The 18,697-nt window shown below is 52.5% G+C and carries 17 protein-coding genes; all 17 read right to left on the reverse strand.

Annotated elements, in window-relative coordinates:
* Positions 1-10 precede the first annotated feature (10 nt).
* Positions 11-2,005, reverse strand: coding sequence for a flagellar hook-basal body complex protein (locus tag H8S80_RS25980; RefSeq protein ID WP_117633029.1), 1,995 nt, complete (start codon positions 2,003-2,005; stop codon positions 11-13).
* Between the two features lie 72 nt (positions 2,006-2,077).
* Entirely contained in the window at positions 2,078-2,476 is a 399-nt protein-coding gene (locus H8S80_RS25985) for a TIGR02530 family flagellar biosynthesis protein (RefSeq protein WP_002605110.1), read from the reverse strand.
* 27 nt (positions 2,477-2,503) lie between these two features.
* Positions 2,504-3,121, reverse strand: a complete 618-nt coding sequence (locus H8S80_RS25990; protein WP_002605111.1) for a flagellar hook assembly protein FlgD — start codon at positions 3,119-3,121, stop codon at positions 2,504-2,506.
* Between the two features lie 84 nt (positions 3,122-3,205).
* Complete coding sequence (locus H8S80_RS25995; RefSeq protein WP_117633030.1) at positions 3,206-4,663, reverse strand: flagellar hook-length control protein FliK; 1,458 nt, start codon at positions 4,661-4,663, stop codon at positions 3,206-3,208.
* Between the two features lie 33 nt (positions 4,664-4,696).
* The gene (locus tag H8S80_RS26000; RefSeq protein ID WP_029467106.1) at positions 4,697-5,149 is read right to left on the reverse strand and encodes a flagellar FliJ family protein; all 453 of its coding nucleotides are present in this window, start codon (positions 5,147-5,149) and stop codon (positions 4,697-4,699) included.
* Positions 5,150-5,159: 10 nt separating this feature from the next.
* Positions 5,160-6,461, reverse strand: a complete 1,302-nt coding sequence (locus tag H8S80_RS26005; protein ID WP_002605114.1) for a FliI/YscN family ATPase — start codon at positions 6,459-6,461, stop codon at positions 5,160-5,162.
* A gap of 20 nt (positions 6,462-6,481) precedes the next feature.
* Complete coding sequence (locus H8S80_RS26010) at positions 6,482-7,270, reverse strand: FliH/SctL family protein (protein ID WP_117633031.1); 789 nt, start codon at positions 7,268-7,270, stop codon at positions 6,482-6,484.
* A complete protein-coding gene (gene fliG / locus H8S80_RS26015) occupies positions 7,254-8,261 on the reverse strand; it encodes a flagellar motor switch protein FliG (protein ID WP_002605116.1) in 1,008 nt (335 codons plus the stop codon). Before fliG ends, H8S80_RS26010 begins: the two co-directional genes overlap by 17 nt.
* A gap of 1 nt (position 8,262) precedes the next feature.
* Positions 8,263-9,882, reverse strand: a complete 1,620-nt coding sequence (gene fliF, locus H8S80_RS26020) for a flagellar basal-body MS-ring/collar protein FliF (protein ID WP_117633032.1) — start codon at positions 9,880-9,882, stop codon at positions 8,263-8,265.
* A 29-nt stretch (positions 9,883-9,911) separates the two neighbouring features.
* A complete protein-coding gene (fliE, locus tag H8S80_RS26025; protein WP_002605118.1) occupies positions 9,912-10,220 on the reverse strand; it encodes a flagellar hook-basal body complex protein FliE in 309 nt (102 codons plus the stop codon).
* Positions 10,221-10,517: 297 nt separating this feature from the next.
* Positions 10,518-11,720, reverse strand: coding sequence for a PspC-like choline-binding domain-containing protein (locus H8S80_RS26030; RefSeq protein WP_117633033.1), 1,203 nt, complete (start codon positions 11,718-11,720; stop codon positions 10,518-10,520).
* 18 nt (positions 11,721-11,738) lie between these two features.
* On the reverse strand, positions 11,739-12,968 hold the full coding sequence (locus tag H8S80_RS26035) for an N-acetylmuramoyl-L-alanine amidase family protein (protein WP_117633034.1): 1,230 nt from the start codon (positions 12,966-12,968) through the stop codon (positions 11,739-11,741).
* 82 nt (positions 12,969-13,050) lie between these two features.
* Positions 13,051-14,259: a C40 family peptidase gene (locus H8S80_RS26040; RefSeq protein WP_117633035.1), complete on the reverse strand. Its 1,209-nt coding sequence runs from the start codon at positions 14,257-14,259 to the stop codon at positions 13,051-13,053.
* A gap of 195 nt (positions 14,260-14,454) precedes the next feature.
* A complete protein-coding gene (gene atpC / locus H8S80_RS26045) occupies positions 14,455-14,853 on the reverse strand; it encodes an ATP synthase F1 subunit epsilon (RefSeq protein WP_002605122.1) in 399 nt (132 codons plus the stop codon).
* Between the two features lie 11 nt (positions 14,854-14,864).
* On the reverse strand, positions 14,865-16,256 hold the full coding sequence (gene atpD, locus H8S80_RS26050) for a F0F1 ATP synthase subunit beta (RefSeq protein WP_002605123.1): 1,392 nt from the start codon (positions 16,254-16,256) through the stop codon (positions 14,865-14,867).
* A 46-nt stretch (positions 16,257-16,302) separates the two neighbouring features.
* Complete coding sequence (gene atpG / locus H8S80_RS26055; protein WP_002605124.1) at positions 16,303-17,157, reverse strand: ATP synthase F1 subunit gamma; 855 nt, start codon at positions 17,155-17,157, stop codon at positions 16,303-16,305.
* A 16-nt stretch (positions 17,158-17,173) separates the two neighbouring features.
* Positions 17,174-18,676 carry a F0F1 ATP synthase subunit alpha gene (gene atpA, locus H8S80_RS26060; RefSeq protein WP_117633036.1) on the reverse strand — a complete coding sequence of 501 codons (1,503 nt, stop codon included), beginning with the start codon at positions 18,674-18,676 and terminating at the stop codon, positions 17,174-17,176.
* Between the last annotated feature and the right edge of the window lie 21 nt (positions 18,677-18,697).

Here is an 18,697-nt window from a genome sequence, read left to right on the forward strand (position 1 = left end):
CCACCTCCTGTTATCGTTTCAGATTTACAAGTTCTTCCAGAATCGAGTCCGACACCGTAATAATACGGGAGTTGGCCTGGAAACCTCTCTGTGTTACGATCATGTCGGAAAACTCTGTGGATATATCCACGTTGGACATCTCCAGTGAAGACGTCTTTAACGCTCCTGTTCCGTCCTCACCAGCCTGGCAGGCCTTGGCCTCGCCGGAGTTGGAGGTTGCACGGAAATAGGAGTTGCCGTTCTCTTCCAGGCCGTACGGATTTTCAAAGGTAACGAGATCGATGCGTCCGATCTGAATTTTTCCCTTATCCGGATGGGTCGCTTCAATGATACCGTTTCCAAGAATGGCGATCGAAGCGCCGGAGAGGGAGATCGCGCCGCCTTCCGTACCGTTTTCCAGCGTAAAGGTACCGCTTCCGAGGCCTACATCGTTGGACTGTGTCGCGGCCGTGATAGTACCCGCGTTGTCCTTGGGTATGAAAGAAGCGTATGTTTTATCCGCCTCATCCGCATTTAAAAATGCGGTATTAATGTCTGAATAGCCCTTGTGATCGATGGTCAGGGCAGTGCCGCCCTCTTCCGTAAGCACCAGATCTCCGGCAGCGTCGCCTTCGCTGATATCACCGGAGTACGTCTTGCCGCCGCTTACTGCGGTCACATGCCATTTTGCCTTATTGCCCGCGCTGGCAGGAATCTTTACCGCACTGTATTCGATGTTGTCGCCAGGGTTGATTCCCGAGGTACCATAGTCCTTGAGACTCATGCTCTTATTGAAGAATCCGGTTCCTGCTGCCGCAGGCATCGTCACATTGTGAAAAGACTGAGCCGTGTTTCCTGAACCGCCGTTAAAAGAAGATGTAATCGCGGTGTACCCCGGATGGCTCATCTCGATGTACTGTCCCGTACCGGCTTCCTTCAGCCACATCTTGCCTGCGGTTGTGGTGTTCTCATTTATTTCACCGACAAACTCCCGTCCGCCGACCGTCGCCGTCACCACCCAGGCCATCTTACCGCCTGTGCCCGGCTTCAATTCTGATTTAAAGTCCACCGGTCCCGCCGCATCAAAGGCCGGGCTCGTGCTCATGCCGGAAAACTTCAGTCCGCCGAAGATACCGTCAGCTGCATCCGTGGAGGTGGCAAATTCGAAGGTTCCTTCGTTGATTCCAAAATGGTCGCCCAGCAGCTCCGCGCCGGTCAGCGGCTTCTGGAATACATTCTCCGCCGGTGTCGCGGTGATGGTAAAGTTTCCGCCCGGATGGGCCTTTCCGCCGCATCCACGGGTGATGGCGCTGTTCATCTTGCTGTTAAAGTCTGAAAGACTTGTAAATATGGCATTTTTATTCACATGCACGGTAATGCTGGAATCGTTGATATCGGAAGAATTTACGACGATATCGGAACCGGAAGGCAGATTATCCTCCGCCTTGAAGGTAATGGATACGTTGGCGTCCGTCGTCGCCTTCTCCGAAGTGATCGTAAACTGGGTTCCGTTGATATTCAGTGTCTTGGATGCCAGTCCGCTGGACTTGGTCGGAATGTTCAAATGGATCTTGTCGGAGGATGGCGCCTTTCCGAGCGGATCACCGGACACGCCGAGAACCGTGTAACCGTTGGAGTCCACCAGGTTGCCGCTGTTGGAATCCAGCATTAAATTCCCCGCTCTCGTGTAGAAGATATTTCCGTCCGCATCCATAACCTGGAAGAAGCCCTCGCCTGTGATCGCCACGTCCATTGGTCTGCCTGTGGACTGCAGCGCCGAACGGCTCATATCCAGATCGATGCCGCCTAACTGGGAACCGTAGCCAACCTGGCTGGCGTTGGTTCCGCCTTTATTGTTGTCGCCGCCTGCGGCGCTCTGTAATGTCTGGTAAAATACATCCTGGAAACGCGCACGGCTGGATTTAAATCCGTACGTATTCACGTTGGCAATATTATTGCCGATAACATCCAGCTTCGTCTGGTGTGCTTTCATACCGGACACTGCGGAATATAATGATCTTAACATAGTTTATATCTCCTTTTCTAACCGCCTTACCCGTCCGTCAATCGGGGTAAGAATAGCCTCCAAAAGGACCGGCTATACCATAACGGTTCCGTCAATGTTTGTGAAGACAGTGCCTTTTAAGCTCTCCTCGTTCACAACTGTCACTACTCTGTTATTCTTTACATTTACAACAAATGCCGTGGAATCCATCAGGATTAACGGAGCCTTAAGCCCCTTTTCTCCGGCCAGTTTCACGCCCTCATTCAATCGTTCCAGCTTATCAGAAGATATATCCACGCTCCGCTCCATCACCCGCTCTACCGCGTGCTTGGAGAACGCCACCTGGCTTTCTTCCTTTAACTTCTGTTCCAGCAGTTCCTTGAATGCGCTGCTTTCTTCCGTGCCCTCCGCCGGCTTGTTCCTCGCGGCTTCCCACGGTTTTCCTGTACATATGGGGGTATGAAGCATTTTGTTGTATATCATGGAATCCATTCTCTTACCTCCTTACCTCACAGTCTCTCATACCTTCGGATCCTTGTCTCCCGGATCGTTTCCGTCCTTGTCCCCGTCGCTGCCTGCATCCGGGTCCTTGCCGTCATCCTTCTTTGCTTCCTCTGTCCTGATCTCCATAATCTCATCCATGCTGTAGGATTCTCCCTCCACATAGATCACGAATTTCCCGTCCAGAAGAGAAACCTTGTTTACGATGCCCTCCGTCTTCTTTAAGTCCCCGGCGACCGTGAATTTTGCAGCCGTAACCGTCTTGCCGACAAGTGAGGTCACATAGGTGCTCTTGGCGTTATATGCCATCTCCTCCATCTGCTGCATGGTCGATATCTGGGCCAGCTGCGTTACATACTGGGTATCGTCCACCGGATTCATAAAATCCTGGTTTTTCAGCTGGGCTACCATCAGAGTCAGGAAATCGTCCATACTGACGGCCTTGTCGGATGCGTCTCCAAACACCGCGTCTATGACATCATTGCTCCCAGAAGTTCCATCGGTGCCTTCCGTGTCTTTATCGCTGTCGTTCGATGCCTTTGCCGGTGTGTTGTCTCCCAGTGCTCCTGGTCCGCTGCTGCCGGAAGATGCAGTCCTTAAGTACGGATTCGTATAGTCTGGTATCTGTACTGACATGTCTCTCCTTTTCTTTTCGTTTCTGTCCCTATCATTTCTGCCCTTATCATTTTTGTCCTTATCAGCCCTGTCCTCATGGGGTATTTACACATATGCATACAGTCTGCGTACCAGGCTTTCCGCCGCCATCCGCTCTGTTTCCTGTGCAAACACGCCGTCGTCGGCCGTCATTCCCTGATTCATACCGTGGTGGTAATGTCCCCGGGCCTGCTGCCCCTGATTCTGGTAAAGCTCCTGGCCAAATCCTGCAAAATCCATTCCGCCCTGGCTGTTGTGGTATACCTCCTCCACCTCCGCGTGAAGCGGCTGCAGCATCTCTTTTAAGCTCGTCATCTGGCTGTTCACCAGCTTCTCCGTCTCCGGGTTGGATACTCCGATGCTGACTGACGTCCTGCCGTTTGCACTGGCCATATGTACGATGATCTCTCCCAAACCTTCGGGTTTCAGCTTGATGGTAAATTCCGACAGTTCCCGTTTCATGCCCTGCTCCACGCCTGCCTTCAGCTGTTCTGCAACCGGTGTGTGGATATCGGAAGCGGTATTGTCCACCGCCGGCACGCCCCGGAATCCGCCCTGCCTCGACGCGCTTATCTTATCGAGATACGTTACGCCTTTTCCGTCTGAATTCTTCTTCAGCTCCTCCAGCATCTGGTTGTCCAGCGCCTCATCACCATCGGTCTCATCTTCTGTCTGAACCCGTTTTCCGGCTCCCATGGCCTTCATCTGGTCCGACTGGTCCTTCAGCAGATCGGAAAATGTTCCCTCATCTCTGCCTGTGCTGTTCTTCGTCTGCACCGCCATATCATCGGCAGTAACCTGGGTTTCCGCTGCTGCGGGCTCCATAGCTTCTGTCTTTCGGCCGCTTCCTGTTTCCCCTGGTTTCTGGGCCGCTGTCTGGTAAAGCGCCTCCTGATTCTTTAGTGCTTCCGATGTGCCCGTATTTGCAGCTGCCTGCCGAACCTCCGCATTTCCGGTGCGCTGTCCCGCTCCGGTCTCTGTTGTGGATGCTGTTTGATCCAGTATCCCTCCAGCCTCTGTTACCGCCAGCAGTCCGCCAGCTTCTGCTTCCATGCCATGCTCCATTGCTTCGACCGGGTCTTCCGCCATAACTGCCGGCTGCTCTGCCATTCCTTCCAGAGCGGCTGCCGCTGCCGCTGCTTCATCCTGCACGGTTCTGTCATCGGCTTTTTCCGGCTCCTGCTTCTTTTCCGGCGTTTTCTTTACTGCCGTGTTATCCTGTCCGGAGGTTTCCGCCTTCACCGCATCCTTTCCGGTATCGGCCGCCTTCTGATCCGCCTGCGCATCTGTGATCTTCTGCGCGTCTGTGATCCTCTGCGCATCTGTGATCTTCTGCGCCTCCGCTGCCTTCTGCGTATTCTGTGTCTGCTTTCTCCACTCTGACGCCTTTTTTCCCGCCTTTAACATCTCGCTGAAGGTATCGGCAAAATCGGCTTTTCCTGCATCTCTGCCCTTTCCATTGTCTGTGGTTCCAGACTGTTTCCAGCCGGTTCCCACAGCCTTCATGGCTGTTCCCATATTCATTCTCTTCTCACCGCCTTTCTCTCTGTGACATATTTATTGGGAAGCACCACGCCGCACGAAATTACCCGCAACATGTTCCGCTATGGTCTCCTGCTGCTCCTTCGCTTCGCCGCGGTGGTATTCCTCTAACTGTTTTTCCTTCAGCTTTTCCAGCTTCTTTACCTCTCTGGATGCCTCCGTCACGATCTGACGCTGCCGTTCCAGCCCTGCCTGTAAAAGCCTAAGCTCCTCCTCCATCTCCTCCAGCTGGTTCCTTGCACTTTCCAGGATAGAGAAGCAGGCTTTCAGCATAAATATCGTCGTTCCCTCTGCCTCCCGCCTGGCTATATCCGCCTGCACGCCTGCGGCCTTCTCTGCCATATCCTGTTTTTGGGCTTCCAGTGCATCCCGCTCTGCGGTCATCCTGCCTAAGATTCCCATCTCCTTTTCCAGATTCTGACTCTGGAAATTCAGCATTCGCTCCAGTGAAAATGCAAACTTTTTCATAAGAACCTCTCTATTCGGTCAGTTGGATCATACGGATGACGGCCTCATCAAGGGAGAAGCTCTCATCCGTCTTCTGCTGCAAAAACTCATATATTTTATCAATTCTCATCAGCGCGTCGTCCAGTTCCTTATTGGTCCCCTTCTTATACGCTCCGATGGAAACGAGATCGATGTTGCTCTCATAGACCGAGAGAAGCTTCCGGATCTTTCCGGCCGCCGCTTTGTGCTCCGGCATCACAATGTCGCTCATCAGACGGCTGACGCTGGATAAGATGTCGATGGCCGGATAGCGGTTCTGCGTCGCCACCTTTCTCGACAGCATGATATGGCCGTCAATAATGCCGCGCACCGTATCGGACACCGGTTCATTGGCGTCGTCGCCTTCCACCAGAACCGTGTAGATTCCGGTGATGGAGCCTGTCTCAAAATTGCCCGAGCGCTCCAGCAGCTTCGGAAGCTCCGAGTAAATGGAGGGCGTGTACCCCCTCGCTACCGGCGGTTCTCCGATACTTAGTCCCACTTCCCGCTGCGCCATGGCGAATCGGGTAAGGGAATCCATCATCAGAAGCACGTCCATGCCCTGATCCTTGAAATACTCCGCGATTGTAGTGGCCGTCATGGTGCATTTGGACCGCATCATAGCGGACTGGTTGGAGGTGGCCACTACCAGAACCGAGCGCTTTAAGCCCTCTTCTCCCAGATCCCGGTTGATGAATTCCACAACCTCACGGCTCCTCTCACCAACCAGCGCAATGACATTGACATCCGCCTTCACATTCTTGGCGATCATGCCCATCAGTGTACTCTTTCCCACACCGCTTCCGGCGAAGATTCCCATTCTCTGCCCCTTGCCGATGGTTAATAGGCCGTCGATGGCCTTGACTCCCATCTGGATCACAGTGTCGATTCTGGGCCGTTCCATGGGGTTGGAACGTTTTCCCGTTATGGGATAATAAGCGACTTCTCCCAAAGGCCCCTGCCCGTCGATGGGCATTCCCATGGCATCCACGGTACGGCCGATCAGCTCATTGGAGACCGGTATGAGAAGACGCTCCCCCGTATTGCGGACCGCGCTTCCGTACCCAATGCCTTCTGTCTCCTCGTAGGGCATCAGGAGTACCCTGTTTTCACGAAATCCCACGACCTCCGCCTTCACCGGCGGGTTGTCTCCCGGGACATCGATGGCACAGACATCCCCGATCCTGCAGGCAGGCCCCATGGCTTCCACCGTGGTTCCTACGATCTTGTCTATTTTCCCCAGATATGTATACAAATTGGCGTTCTGAACCGCCTGTCTCACATTCTCTATCATCTTATGCGCCGCCTGTCACACTATTTCAGCAATTCCGCCAGCTGCCGCTTTAAATTCTCCAATTGTACAAACACGGAGGCGTCCACGATCCCTTCCTCCGTCTCAATCTGCACATAGCCAGGCTGCTGCTGTTCCGGCCTGATGCGAACGTATCCGCCGTTTCTGTCTCTCAATGGTTCCAGACGTGTCTCCAGTTCCTCCACCAGAGTGATGGAGTCATCCGATAAATGCACGGTGATCTCATTCTTATCCCGCTCCGACATCACGGCCTGCTCCACTAAATCGGCCAGTCCCTCTGCACCGGCGCCTACTTCTCTCTGCAGAATTTTTTCCGCGATCACAAGGGCCATCTCTGTAATTCTTGCCTTTATCTCCTCCGAGTGCTCTTCCAGCTGGCGTCCCGCCTGTTCCACGGACCGCCCAATCATTTTTAGCCCATCGGATATGTCCGCTTCGGCCCGGTTTATCCCGTCTTCATAGCCGTGTTCCTCTGCCTGCTGCTTCAGCCGCTCCGCTTCCGTCAGGGCCGTGTTCACAATCTTATCCCGCTGGGCGTAAGCGTCCTCTAAAATCCGGGCGGCAGACTGTTCTGCCTGGTTTCTGGCATGTTCCAGAATCTTTCTCTTTTCTTCGGATATCAGTGCATAACGGGGCACCGCTCCATCCGCGGCTTCTCTGGCCGCGTTACCCGGTTCCCCGCTTATCTCCTCCGCCTGGGCGGTCTCGGGGCCGTTCATCTGATAGGCCGGAACTCTTCCTTCCCCCAGCACCGTCTGTCCGGACTTGATTACCCTATACAATGATCTCATCCTTTCCATCCTTGGAGATTACGATCTCGCCCTCTTCCTCCAGACGGCGGATCACAGCCACGATTCTCTGCTGCGCCTCTTCCACGTCGCTCATACGAATATTATGCAGGTACTCCATGTCGCTCTGTATGGATTCTCTCATACGGTTGGACATATTGGCAAAAATTGCGCTCATCACATCCTTGTTGGACACCTTTAACGCAACCGCCAGATCCTTGGAATCTGTCTCTCTTAAGAAGCGTTGGATAGACAGCGGATCCAGGTATGCGATATCTTCAAATACAAACATCAGCTTGCGCACATCCTCGGCAAGCTGGGGATTCTTTAAGTTCAGTTCGTCAAAAATATCTCTCTCCGTGCTGCGGTCCACATGGTTCATAATGTCGGCGATGTAGTTGAGTCCGCCCACCTCCATGGTCTCCTCCGAAGACGAGGAGCCGATCTTCTTCTCCAGCACCTCTTCCGCGATCTTGATTGCCATCGGCAGAGCCCGGTCCATGCCCGCGATGCGCTCCACCACATCCACCCGTGTCTCCTGGGGCAGATTGGCGATGATCTTGGACGCCTGCTCCGGCGTGGCGTATGACAGTATGAGCGCCAGCGTCTGAGGATGCTCGTTCTGTATGGCAGTCATCAGGGTCTTATAATCCACTTTTCTGATAAAACTGAATGCCTTGGTCTTAAGCGCCTTGCTGACCCGGTCCATCAAATTTCTGGCCTGCTGCTGGCCAAATGCTTTTTCCAGCACTTCCTTGGCGTAGTCTTTTCCGCCCTCGGTAATCACCTTTTCCGTCACACAACAATTATAAAAGTCCTTGGCAATATCCTCCATCTCATCCGGTGCCAGGTGAGGGAGTCTCGTAATCTCCATGGACAGCTGTTCCACTTCATTCTCTGTCAGATACCGGAACACCTCGGAGGCCCGTTCCGTACCGAGCATGGATATGACGGCCGCAGCTTTTTCTGCTGGTCTTCTTTCTTCTGCCGGCATATTACTTCTTCTCCTCCTTCAGCCAGGTACTTATCATGGATGCGATAATCTCGGGATTGTCCTCTGCGAAGGAACGAACCTGATTCACCGGATCCTGGGGTCTTACCGGAACGTCGGCAATCTGGTTCTCCACTGCGCGCTCTTCGGCGCGTTCCGCAATGTCGCTGTCCAGATCAAAAGCATCTCCCTCAAACGGTCCGAAAAGCTCCTGGTCTTCTTTTCTCTGTTTCTTTCTTCTGTGGCGTAAAACGAGGAACAGAAGCACGAGGAATAGGAAAACGCCGGCCGCGGCTCCCGCCACCAGCACACGCGGATCGATTCCCCCGACTCCCGGAGCCGTCACCGGAATCACCGGTTTTTCCGGTTCCGGAGTTTTATCCGACGCAATCTGCTGGAAGCTGGATACCACAATGTCTTCCTGTGCGATATTGGCAGCCTTCGACGCCGCGTCGATCAGCTGCTGCTTCTTCGACTCCGTCAGATTATTGTCATTCACTGCGATGGCCACGGTGGCCTTCTGCAGCTTCACATTGTCTTTCTCGATCTGCTTCTTAATATAGCCAACCAGATAATCCACATCGCGGTAGTAATCGCCGTTAGATCCATTGGCTCCGCCGGTTCCTGCCGCACCATAAGTCGGAATATCCGTGTTATTCTCTTCCCCGGCCACACCGCCGGCGCCTCCGCCCTGGCCGCTTACCGACTGGCCCGACTTATAGTGATCCACCACGCCCTGACCGTTGTCCTGAGGCTCATACTGCAGGTCCTCGGTGATCATCTTATCGTAATCGATGACTACAGTAGCAGATACGCGGATCTGTCCCTGAGGATACGCAAGAGTCAGCACGTTCATGATCTTATCCTGAAGCCGCTTCTCCACCTTTGCCTCAAAATCCAGACGTCCCAGACCGTAGCTGGTCAGACCGCCCACATCGTCGGATACCATCTCCTGCATGGTCTCGGCGTTGACTACGGTCACGTTCTCCGGCAGAAGCCTGGGAACGCTGTTGGCAATCAGGTTCTTGATGGCGCCCACCTTCTCCGGTGACAGCTCACAGGAGGGCATCAGCGTCAGGGAGACCGCGCCTGTACTGTCAGCCCCCTGATCGTCCCACACGTAGTTGCTGTCGTCGGATACGTTTAACGTCACTATGGCGTTCTTGATGCCGTTCATGTCCTTCAGTGTCCGCTCAATTCTGTCCTGAAGGTTTAACAGAAGGTACTGGCGCTTCTCAAATTCCGTCGTTGTAAAGCCCATATTATCCGAAAAAATGTCAAAAGGAAGTGCCGTTTTCGGATATCCCAGTTCTGACATATCAAGCATAATGTCACCGACCTGGTTCTCCGGAACCGTCACTTCTCCTTCTGCATTTCTCTTCGCGCCGACTCCACGACCGTTCAGCACTGCGAGTATCTCGTTATTCTCTTCTCTTGAAATACCGGGGAAGAGCACCACGTATTCCCCATCTTTATTCGTATTTAACAGAATTGCCGCTGCCAGTGCGATAATGACCGCTGCCAGTATCCCCGCTGCCGCGGCTTTCTTTTTTTTGCTGCCCAAAAGACGGCCGACCGTACCATTGCCGTCGACAGCCGTTTTTACTTTTTCTTTCATACCCATAGTTCCACCACTGCTATCTTTCTGTTATTTTAGATCTGCATTCCCATAATCTGAGTATACGCACTGACTGCCTTACTGGTCAGCTGGGTCGTAAACTCAATTGCAGCAGCGGATTGTTCTGCCTGAATCAAGGCTGTATGTAAATTATCGATCTGTCCGGCAGCAAGCTTCACGTCCATTTCTCTGGTATCTTTTACTGCCTGATCCGCTTCCTTTACCGCGTCCGTCAATATATTCTGAAAACTGTTTTTCACCTGTTTCTGCGGGGTCTTGTCAAGTTTTTTCATCTCCTCCAAAGATGAAACTCCTTCCAGCCTCGTAATTGGCACTATAAACATATTTCCCCCTCCAAGCACCCCTCTTATTTTGCTTTTGGTTACAAAATTTGGTTATTTTTAGTATAACTTTTTAATATCGTTACGTCAACTTAAAACTTAAGAAAAAAGTCTGTTTTTGTAATAATTCTTACGTTTTTCCATAACTTTCCATCAGCTTCCAAATTGAAAATGCAAATTTTTATTTCGTGCAAAAATTGTGAGGCATCTTTTGCAGCCATAAGGAAATACAAAAAAACCACCATATTTTGTGGCTGTTTCCTGTTTCAGCCATAAAATACAGTGGTTTGTAATCATTTCTTAATGAACCCAGACTCCGTCAGAGTTCAGATAGTAGCCGCCGACACTCGTCCCGCGCACCATCATTCCGGTATCCGGTGCGAAGTAATACCATTTTCCGTTGTCCAGAAGCCACCCGGTGTGCATGCTTCCGTCGCTGTCGAAGTAGTAAGTATTGCCGCCCAGCGTCATCCAGCCGGTCTGCATGCTTCCGTCGGCCGCCAGGTAATACCACTTCCGGTTATCCTGGAACCAGCCTGTCTGCATCGCACCGTTGCTGTCCAGGTAATAATATTTGCCGTTTTTCATCTGCCATCCGGTTAAAATGTAACCATCGTAATCAAACAGATACCATAAGCCGCCGATGTTCTGCCACGTATTTGCAGGATAGCTTCCGTCCGCGTTGCGGTACCACCATCCGTCTGAATTCTTCACCCATCCGATGTTAGCCGGTGTCAGATTTGCATTCTGCCTGCCCGCTCCCAGGCTGTATGTCTGGTCGTCATCGATATCCTGTTCATCGGAATATACCCAGTCACCGCTGGTTATGTAACCCTGTTCCTCCGTATCCTTCGGGATTGCACGGACACGGAACTGGTAGCGGCCCGCCTGGGTCATAAAGGGATAGAAATCATAGGTGGTGGCGTTGACCTTTGCCACGCCTTGAATCATCTGGCCGTCGCGGTACAGCTTCAGCTCATACGCTCCGGCGTAGGGAACCTCTTCCCAGGTGCCTTTTCCCAGCGGATAGCCTACCCACTCCGCGGAATTCGTAATATCCAGCGTGCCGGAGGCCGGTGTCAGTTTTACAGTCAGAAGGAGTGTCTCATTATTATTCTGGCGTTTTACCGAGCCATAGGTCGCTCCCGAGATCTGGAACTTCCCCGCTCCTGTGGTCTTCTCGAAATAACAGCCGCTTCTGGCATGGATCTCGATCTGTACCTTCGGCACGTCTCCCGGTTCCCAGTATTCCTTATTGCCGCTGACCCACGTGTAGGCTCCGATGGTATAGAGATTGCTGTCAGTCGTCACATAGACCGTAGCCGCATCCAGATCGTAGTCGGCCTTCACATCGGAACGCACCTTAATCGACACGGAAGTGATCGGTGTTCTCGTCTCATTTTTCACCGCTGCCAGAGCCGTGCCTGAAGCGCCCGGCAGCGCTGCCGTCAGCAAGCCACACGCCAGAACAGCCGCGGCAGCCCGTCTTAACTTGCGTAACATATCTTGTCCTCCTGTCTGCTACGGTATCCAGATACCATCCGGATTAATGTAATACTTTTCAACGACTCTGTCCTTCACCATCCGTCCGCTGTCCGGATCCAGATAGTACCAGTTGTCCTTATAGCGGATCCAGCCAACTGCCATGCTGCCGTCCGGATTCATGTAATACCAGTCGTTGCCCTGCTGAAGCCATCCGCCGGACACTTTTCCCACCTGCGGGTCCAGATAATACCATACCCGGTTGTACTGGAACCATCCGGTCACCATGTCACCGTTGGTCGTCAGGTAATATTCCCGCCCGTTCTTCGTCTGCCATCCAGTCAGCATGTAGCCGCCCATGTCAAATAAATACCATTTATCATTGATTAACTGCCAGCTGTTTACCGGGTACGTTCCGTCCGCGTTCCGGTACCACCAGCCATTCCTGTCCTGTTCCCATCCGGGATTCTGCGAACCGGGGCCGTCTCCCTGCCCGGGTCCCTGGCTGCCGCTGCCCGAGCTGCCGCCGGAACTGCCGTTTCCTGAAGACTTCCGTGTCTCCGCCGCCTCGGCATCCCGTTTTGTAATCTCCTGATTATCGGATTCCGTCCACTCTCCGGCTTTTAAATAATCCGCTTCCGACTCCGTCTTCGCCACGGCTCTCACTTTGAAATAGTAATCGCCCCGCGTCGTCATTTGGGAGAAGAAATCATAATTGGTGGAGGACGTCTTTTCCACCCGGTACACCATGCTGTCTCCGCAGTAAAGCTTTACTTCATAGGCCGGAGCATTTTCCACCTTGCTCCATCTCGCCTTGCCCAGTGGTGTCGACTCCCAGTAAGCGCTCTCCACGGTTCCCAGCGTTCCTTTCACGCCCTTCAGTTTTACCGACAGTATCAGGGAATGGTTGTCCGTCTCCTTCTTTGCTGACGAATAGACAGCTCCCTTTACGGTGGCCTTTCCGGCGTTAATAGAGTTGAAATAGTATCCTTCCTCTGCCTCCAGCCTGATGTTTACCTTCGGAGTCTCCCCCGCCTTCCAGCTTCCCCTGGAATTTGCGAAATCGCACGATACCACCCGGTACTTTGAGCTGTTTGATGTAGCCGAGACCGTTCCCTCATCGGCTTCCGCTTCCACCGAAGAGGTGACTGTGACCGACACGGTCTTAATTGCCTCCTCTGCGTAAGTAACCATGGAAAAACCGGCTGCCATGATCGTTATAGCGGCAAGAAGCAGCCACAGCCTGCCGGATTTGTTCTTGTATCTCATCTTGTTTTCCCCCTGCTCATGTCATTTGTTTAAAATCTTCTATTCTTTCATACTCTCCATTGATCCGCTCTCCGCAGGCCGCCTACCACGGCCTCCGTATCGACACAATCGTGCGGTACGCCGGGTTGTCATCCACCCGGATTCCCGCTTTTGCCGAGCGCGCGTGGACAATTCTGCCGCCTCCGATATACATGGCTACATGACCCGGATAACAGACCAGATCTCCAGGTTCCATCTCTTCATATGCAATTTCCCTGCCATAACCGGCCTGCTCGGCGGACGTTCTCGGAATCGATACACCGAAGTGGCGGTAGACCGACTGAACGAACCCGGAGCAGTCCGCTCCTGAGGTCAGGCTGGTGCCGCCCCACACATAGGGGTTCCCGATAAACTGCAATGCGTAGTCCGCGACATTCCGTCCGAATTCCGAACCACCCATGCTCTTGATCCTTCCAGGGCCGCTGTTCTGCTCTTCCGCCCCGCGTTCCTCTTCCGCCCTGCGTTTCTCTTCCGCCCTGCGTTCCTCTTCCCGCTTTCTTTCCTCTTCCTTCTGAAGAAGCCGGATCTCCTCCGTCCTCTTCCTTATAATCTCGGCCTGGCTGCCGGCTTCCGCCTTTGCCGCCCTGAGTCTGCGGTCAAAATCAGACTCGTCCGCCCTTTTTTTCGTAATCATGGTCCGGAGCTTCTTTTCCCGGACTCCATATTCCTGTTTTAAGCTCTGAAGCTCCGACTGCCGCTCCTCCAGCACTTCCTTCCGGCCAAGCGCATCGTTCTTCGTCTTCTCATACTCTGTGATCAGCTTCCTGTCATACTCATAGAGCTGCTGAAAATACTCATTCCCATTAATCACATCGCCGATGGTTTTCGCTTTCAGGAGGATGTCCAGATAGGTGACATCGCCTTCTTCATAAATATACTGGATCCGCTTCTTCAGTATCTCGTACTGACGCTTCCGCTTTTCCTCCGCCTTCTGGTATTCCTCTTCCTCTTTCTCAATCTGCCGCGTCATATCGGACATGTCTGTCTCCAGCAAGTCCATATCGGTCAGCAAGTCTGTCAGCTCTTTATCCAGCTGGCCCGCCTGCACCGCAGCTTCCCCTTTTTTCTTCTCCAGGTCCTCCGCTTCCCCGTTTACCGCCTCGTACCTCTCCTCCGCTTCCTTTTTCTGCCGCTCCGCTTCGGATATGGGCGAGGCCGCCGAAGCAAACGAAAGCATCTGCCCCAGGCAGACCGCTGCGGTTACATAAAAAAGAAAACGGCAGTACTGAACCGGTTTCTGATGCCCCATCATTTGTAATCCCCTGACTCATATCATAATAATAAACGGTGTAGCCGTTTGCTGATATCAGTGTACCATAGCTGGGGAATAATTTCAAATTAAGAATAAATTACTAAAATATTCCAAATTCTGTAACCTGCGGCAATAAAATAAAGAGACTGGCATCCGACACATCACGTATCGGACACCAGTCCATTCTCATCAATCCTATTTTCTGAGGGAAAGTCTTACAAGCGCTCTTCTGAGTGCCAGTTCCGCCCTCATGGTATCAATTTCACCGCTCTCTTCCTTCAGGCGGCGCTCCGCACGGATTCTCGCTTCCTCCGCACGGTTGGCATCGATCTCATCCGGCCACTCGGCCACTTCGGCCATAATGGTGATTCTCTCCGGGAGAATTTCAATAAATCCGGATATCAGAGCCGCCTCCTTAACCTCGCCCTCCTCGTGAATCTTTAAGACTCCGGGAGCCACGATGGCTGTCAGCGGGATATGATTTCTATATACACCGATGTCCCCCTCCGTCGTCGTAAGTTCCACCATGGAAGCTTCTCCATCGTAAAATCTCCGCTCGGGAGTAATCACATGCAGTTTGAATAAATCAGCCATATTCCCACCCCCTATTTCACACGGGCAAGAACATCATCCATACTACCTGCGTTTAAGAAATAGCTTTCAGGAATATCGTCATGTTTGCCTTCCAGAATCTCCTTGAAGCCCTGAATCGTATCAACAAGCGGAACGTAACGGCCTTCCAGACCGGTAAACTGTCCTGCCACGAAGAACGGCTGGGATAAGAATCTCTGAATCTTTCTCGCACGGGAAACGGTAAGCTTATCCTCTTCTGAAAGCTCATCCATACCCAGCATGGCGATGATATCCTGTAACTCTTTATACTTCTGAAGTACTTCCTGCACGCCGCGGGCTACCTTGTAGTGTTCTTCACCCACGATACGCGGGTCTAAGATACGGGAGGAGGACTCCAGCGGATCTACAGCCGGATAGATACCAAGCTCTACGATCGCACGGCTTAAAACGGTGGTCGCATCCAGATGGGCAAATGTGTTTGCCGGAGCCGGGTCAGTCAAGTCATCGGCCGGCACGTAAACAGCCTGTACGGATGTGATGGAACCGTTCTTTGTCGATGTAATACGCTCCTGGAGAGCGCCCATCTCCGTCTGCAGGGTCGGCTGGTATCCAACCGCGGATGGCATACGGCCAAGCAGAGCGGAAACCTCGGAACCTGCCTGCGTGAAACGGAAGATGTTGTCGATGAACAGAAGGACGTCCTTTCCTGCCTGGTCACGGAAATACTCTGCCATGGTCAGTCCGGTCAGTCCGACTCTCATACGGGCTCCCGGCGGCTCGTTCATCTGTCCGAACACCATGGTCGTCTTATTGATAACGCCTGATTCCTGCATCTCATAGTATAAGTCATTGCCCTCACGGGTACGCTCACCAACGCCGGTGAATACGGAATATCCGCCGTGCTCTGTGGCGATGTTACGAATCAGCTCCTGAATTAATACGGTTTTACCTACACCGGCGCCGCCGAACAGACCGATCTTACCGCCCTTCTGATAGGGGCAGAGAAGGTCGACTACCTTGATACCTGTCTCCAGGATCTCGGTCTCTGTGGACTGCTCTTCAAATGTAGGAGCCGGTCTGTGGATCGGTAAGTACTCTTTCACTACCGGCTTTGGTTTATTATCGATGGGATCACCCAGTACGTTAAAGATACGTCCCAGGGTCTCTTCACCGACCGGTATCGTGATCGGCGCACCCGTTGCGACGGCTTCCATACCACGCACCAGTCCATCGGTCGAACCCATGGCGATACATCTTACGGTATCATCGCCAAGGTGCTGGGATACTTCCACAACCAGGCGGTTTCCGTTTTTCATCGTGATGTCGATCGCATCATTGATGCTCGGAAGCCTGCCCTGGCTGAACTTGATATCCAGTACGGCACCGATGATCTGGGTGATCTTACCAATATTTTGTTCTGCCATCTTGTTTCTCCTTTATTTTATAATGAAATCCGATTCAGCTGCATGCCTATGATATCGCATTGGCACCTGCAATGATCTCGGTAAGCTCCTGAGTAATGGAGCCCTGTCTTGCACGGTTGTATGCCAAACCAAGTTCTTCAATCATCTCTTCCGCGTTATTCGTCGCAGAATCCATGGCTGTCATTCGAGCGCCGTTCTCACTTGCCACAGCCTCTAAAAGCGCGCCATAAATTAAGCTGCTCATATATTTCGGAATGATGGAATCCAGCACCTGATCTTCATTCGGTTCGTAGTTCATGAGCACCAGGTCCGTCTTTTCGCTGTCTTTGCCGGCTTCCACGGGAAGCAGCTTTTTCAGCGTCGGAATATGGGTCACCGTATTTTTGAATGAAGTGTAGGCCAGATAGATTTCACCGATCTGGTTCTGACCAAACGCATCCAGAAGTTCCGCAGTCACATCCGCCGCGTCGCGGTAGATCGGCTCATTGATAACCTCGGAATAGTCCTCGGCGATCGCATAGCCTTTTCTCACAAAGGAATCCTTTCCCTTACGGCCGATTGCATAGATGACGGTGTTCTCCGGAGTAAGTCCCTCCGTGCCCGTTACCAGCTTGACGATGTTGTTGTTATAACCGCCCGCCAGTCCACGGTTGGAAGTGATGGCGATTACCGCCTTCTTCTTCGAGTCTCCCGCCTTTAAATACTTGTGCTCAATACTACCGGATTTGCGCAGCATGGAACAGATGGTATCGTACATCAGGTCGTAATACGGTTTTGATTCTTCCGCCTTCGCTCTGGACTTCTGCAGCTTCACGGTGGATACAAGCTTCATGGCTTTCGTAATCTGCTCGGTGCTTTGAATACTTTCTTTTCTATGTTTGATATCCCTCATGGATGCCATGATTCTTCACCTGCCTTTAATAAGCCTCCGCTTTACACTCGTTAATCGCCTTCGTCAGCAGTGCATCCGTCTCCTCGGTAATCTGCTTCGTCTCACGGATGGAAGCCGGGATCTGCGGATATTTGCCGTCGATAAAGCTGAATAATGCCCTTTCAAAATCAAGAATGCGGTGAGTCGGAATGTCAAGCAGCAGTTTTCTGGTTGCCGCGAAAATAATCATGACCTGATATTCTACCGGCATCGGCTGATACTGGCCCTGCTTTAACACTTCCTTGATTCTCTCGCCCTGTGCCAGCTGTTCCGTGGTCTCCTTGTCAAGCTCTGAGCCGAACTGGGCAAAGCTTGCAAGCTCGCGGTACTGAGCCAGCTCCACACGGATGGGAGCGGCAATCTTCTTCATCGCCTTGATCTGAGCCGCGCCGCCTACACGGGATACGGACAGACCTGCGTTGATAGCCGGACGGAAGCCGGAGTTGAACATCTCTGTCTCCAGATAAATCTGGCCGTCAGTAATAGAGATAACGTTTGTCGGAATATAGGCCGAAACGTCACCTGCCTGAGTTTCAATAATCGGAAGAGCCGTTAAGGAGCCGCCGCCTAAAGCGTCGGATAACTTACTTGCTCTCTCTAAAAGTCTTGAATGGAGATAAAATACATCGCCCGGATATGCCTCACGTCCCGGTGGTCTCTTGAGCAGTAAGGACAGGGTACGGTAAGCCGCCGCATGTTTACTTAAGTCATCGTAAACAACCAGCACGTCCTCGCCGTTCTCCATCCACTCCTCGCCGATGGCGCATCCGGAGTATGGAGCAATATACTGAAGAGGAGCCAAGTCGGAAGCCGTGGATACCACGATGGTGGTGTAATCCATAGCGCCGTACTCCTCAAGAGTCTTAACAATGGTAGCAACCGTAGAAGCCTTCTGGCCGATGGCCACATAGATACAGTGAACGCCCTGGCCCCTCTGGTTGATGATGGTATCGATGGCAATCGCCGTCTTACCTGTCTGACGGTCGCCGATAATTAATTCACGCTGTCCTCTTCCGATGGGGATCATGGCGTCAATCGCCTTGATACCGGTCTGAAGCGGCGTGTCTACTGATTTTCTGTCAATTACGCCGTGAGCAACTCGCTCAATCTGACGGAATTTGTCTGTCTGGACCGGTCCCTTGCCATCTACCGGCTGTCCCAGCGCGTTCACCACGCGGCCGGTCATCGCATCGCCGACAGGAACTTCCACCACGCGGCCGGTCGTCTTAACGGTATCGCCCTCGCTGATGTCTCCGGCACCGAGTAAAACGGCGCCCACGTTATCCTCTTCCAGGTTGAGTACCATGCCGTAGATATCTCCCGGGAACTCTAAAAGTTCACCCTGCATGGCGTTCTCAAGACCGTGGATACGTGCAATTCCGTCCGCTACCTGAATGACTGTACCAACATCAGAGACTTCCAGCTTTGTAGAATATCTTTCAATCTGTTCCTTGATGACAGAACTGATCTCTTCTGGTCTTAAATTCATTAAGGTTTGCACCTTCCTTCT

The organism is Hungatella sp. L36, assembly GCF_014288035.1.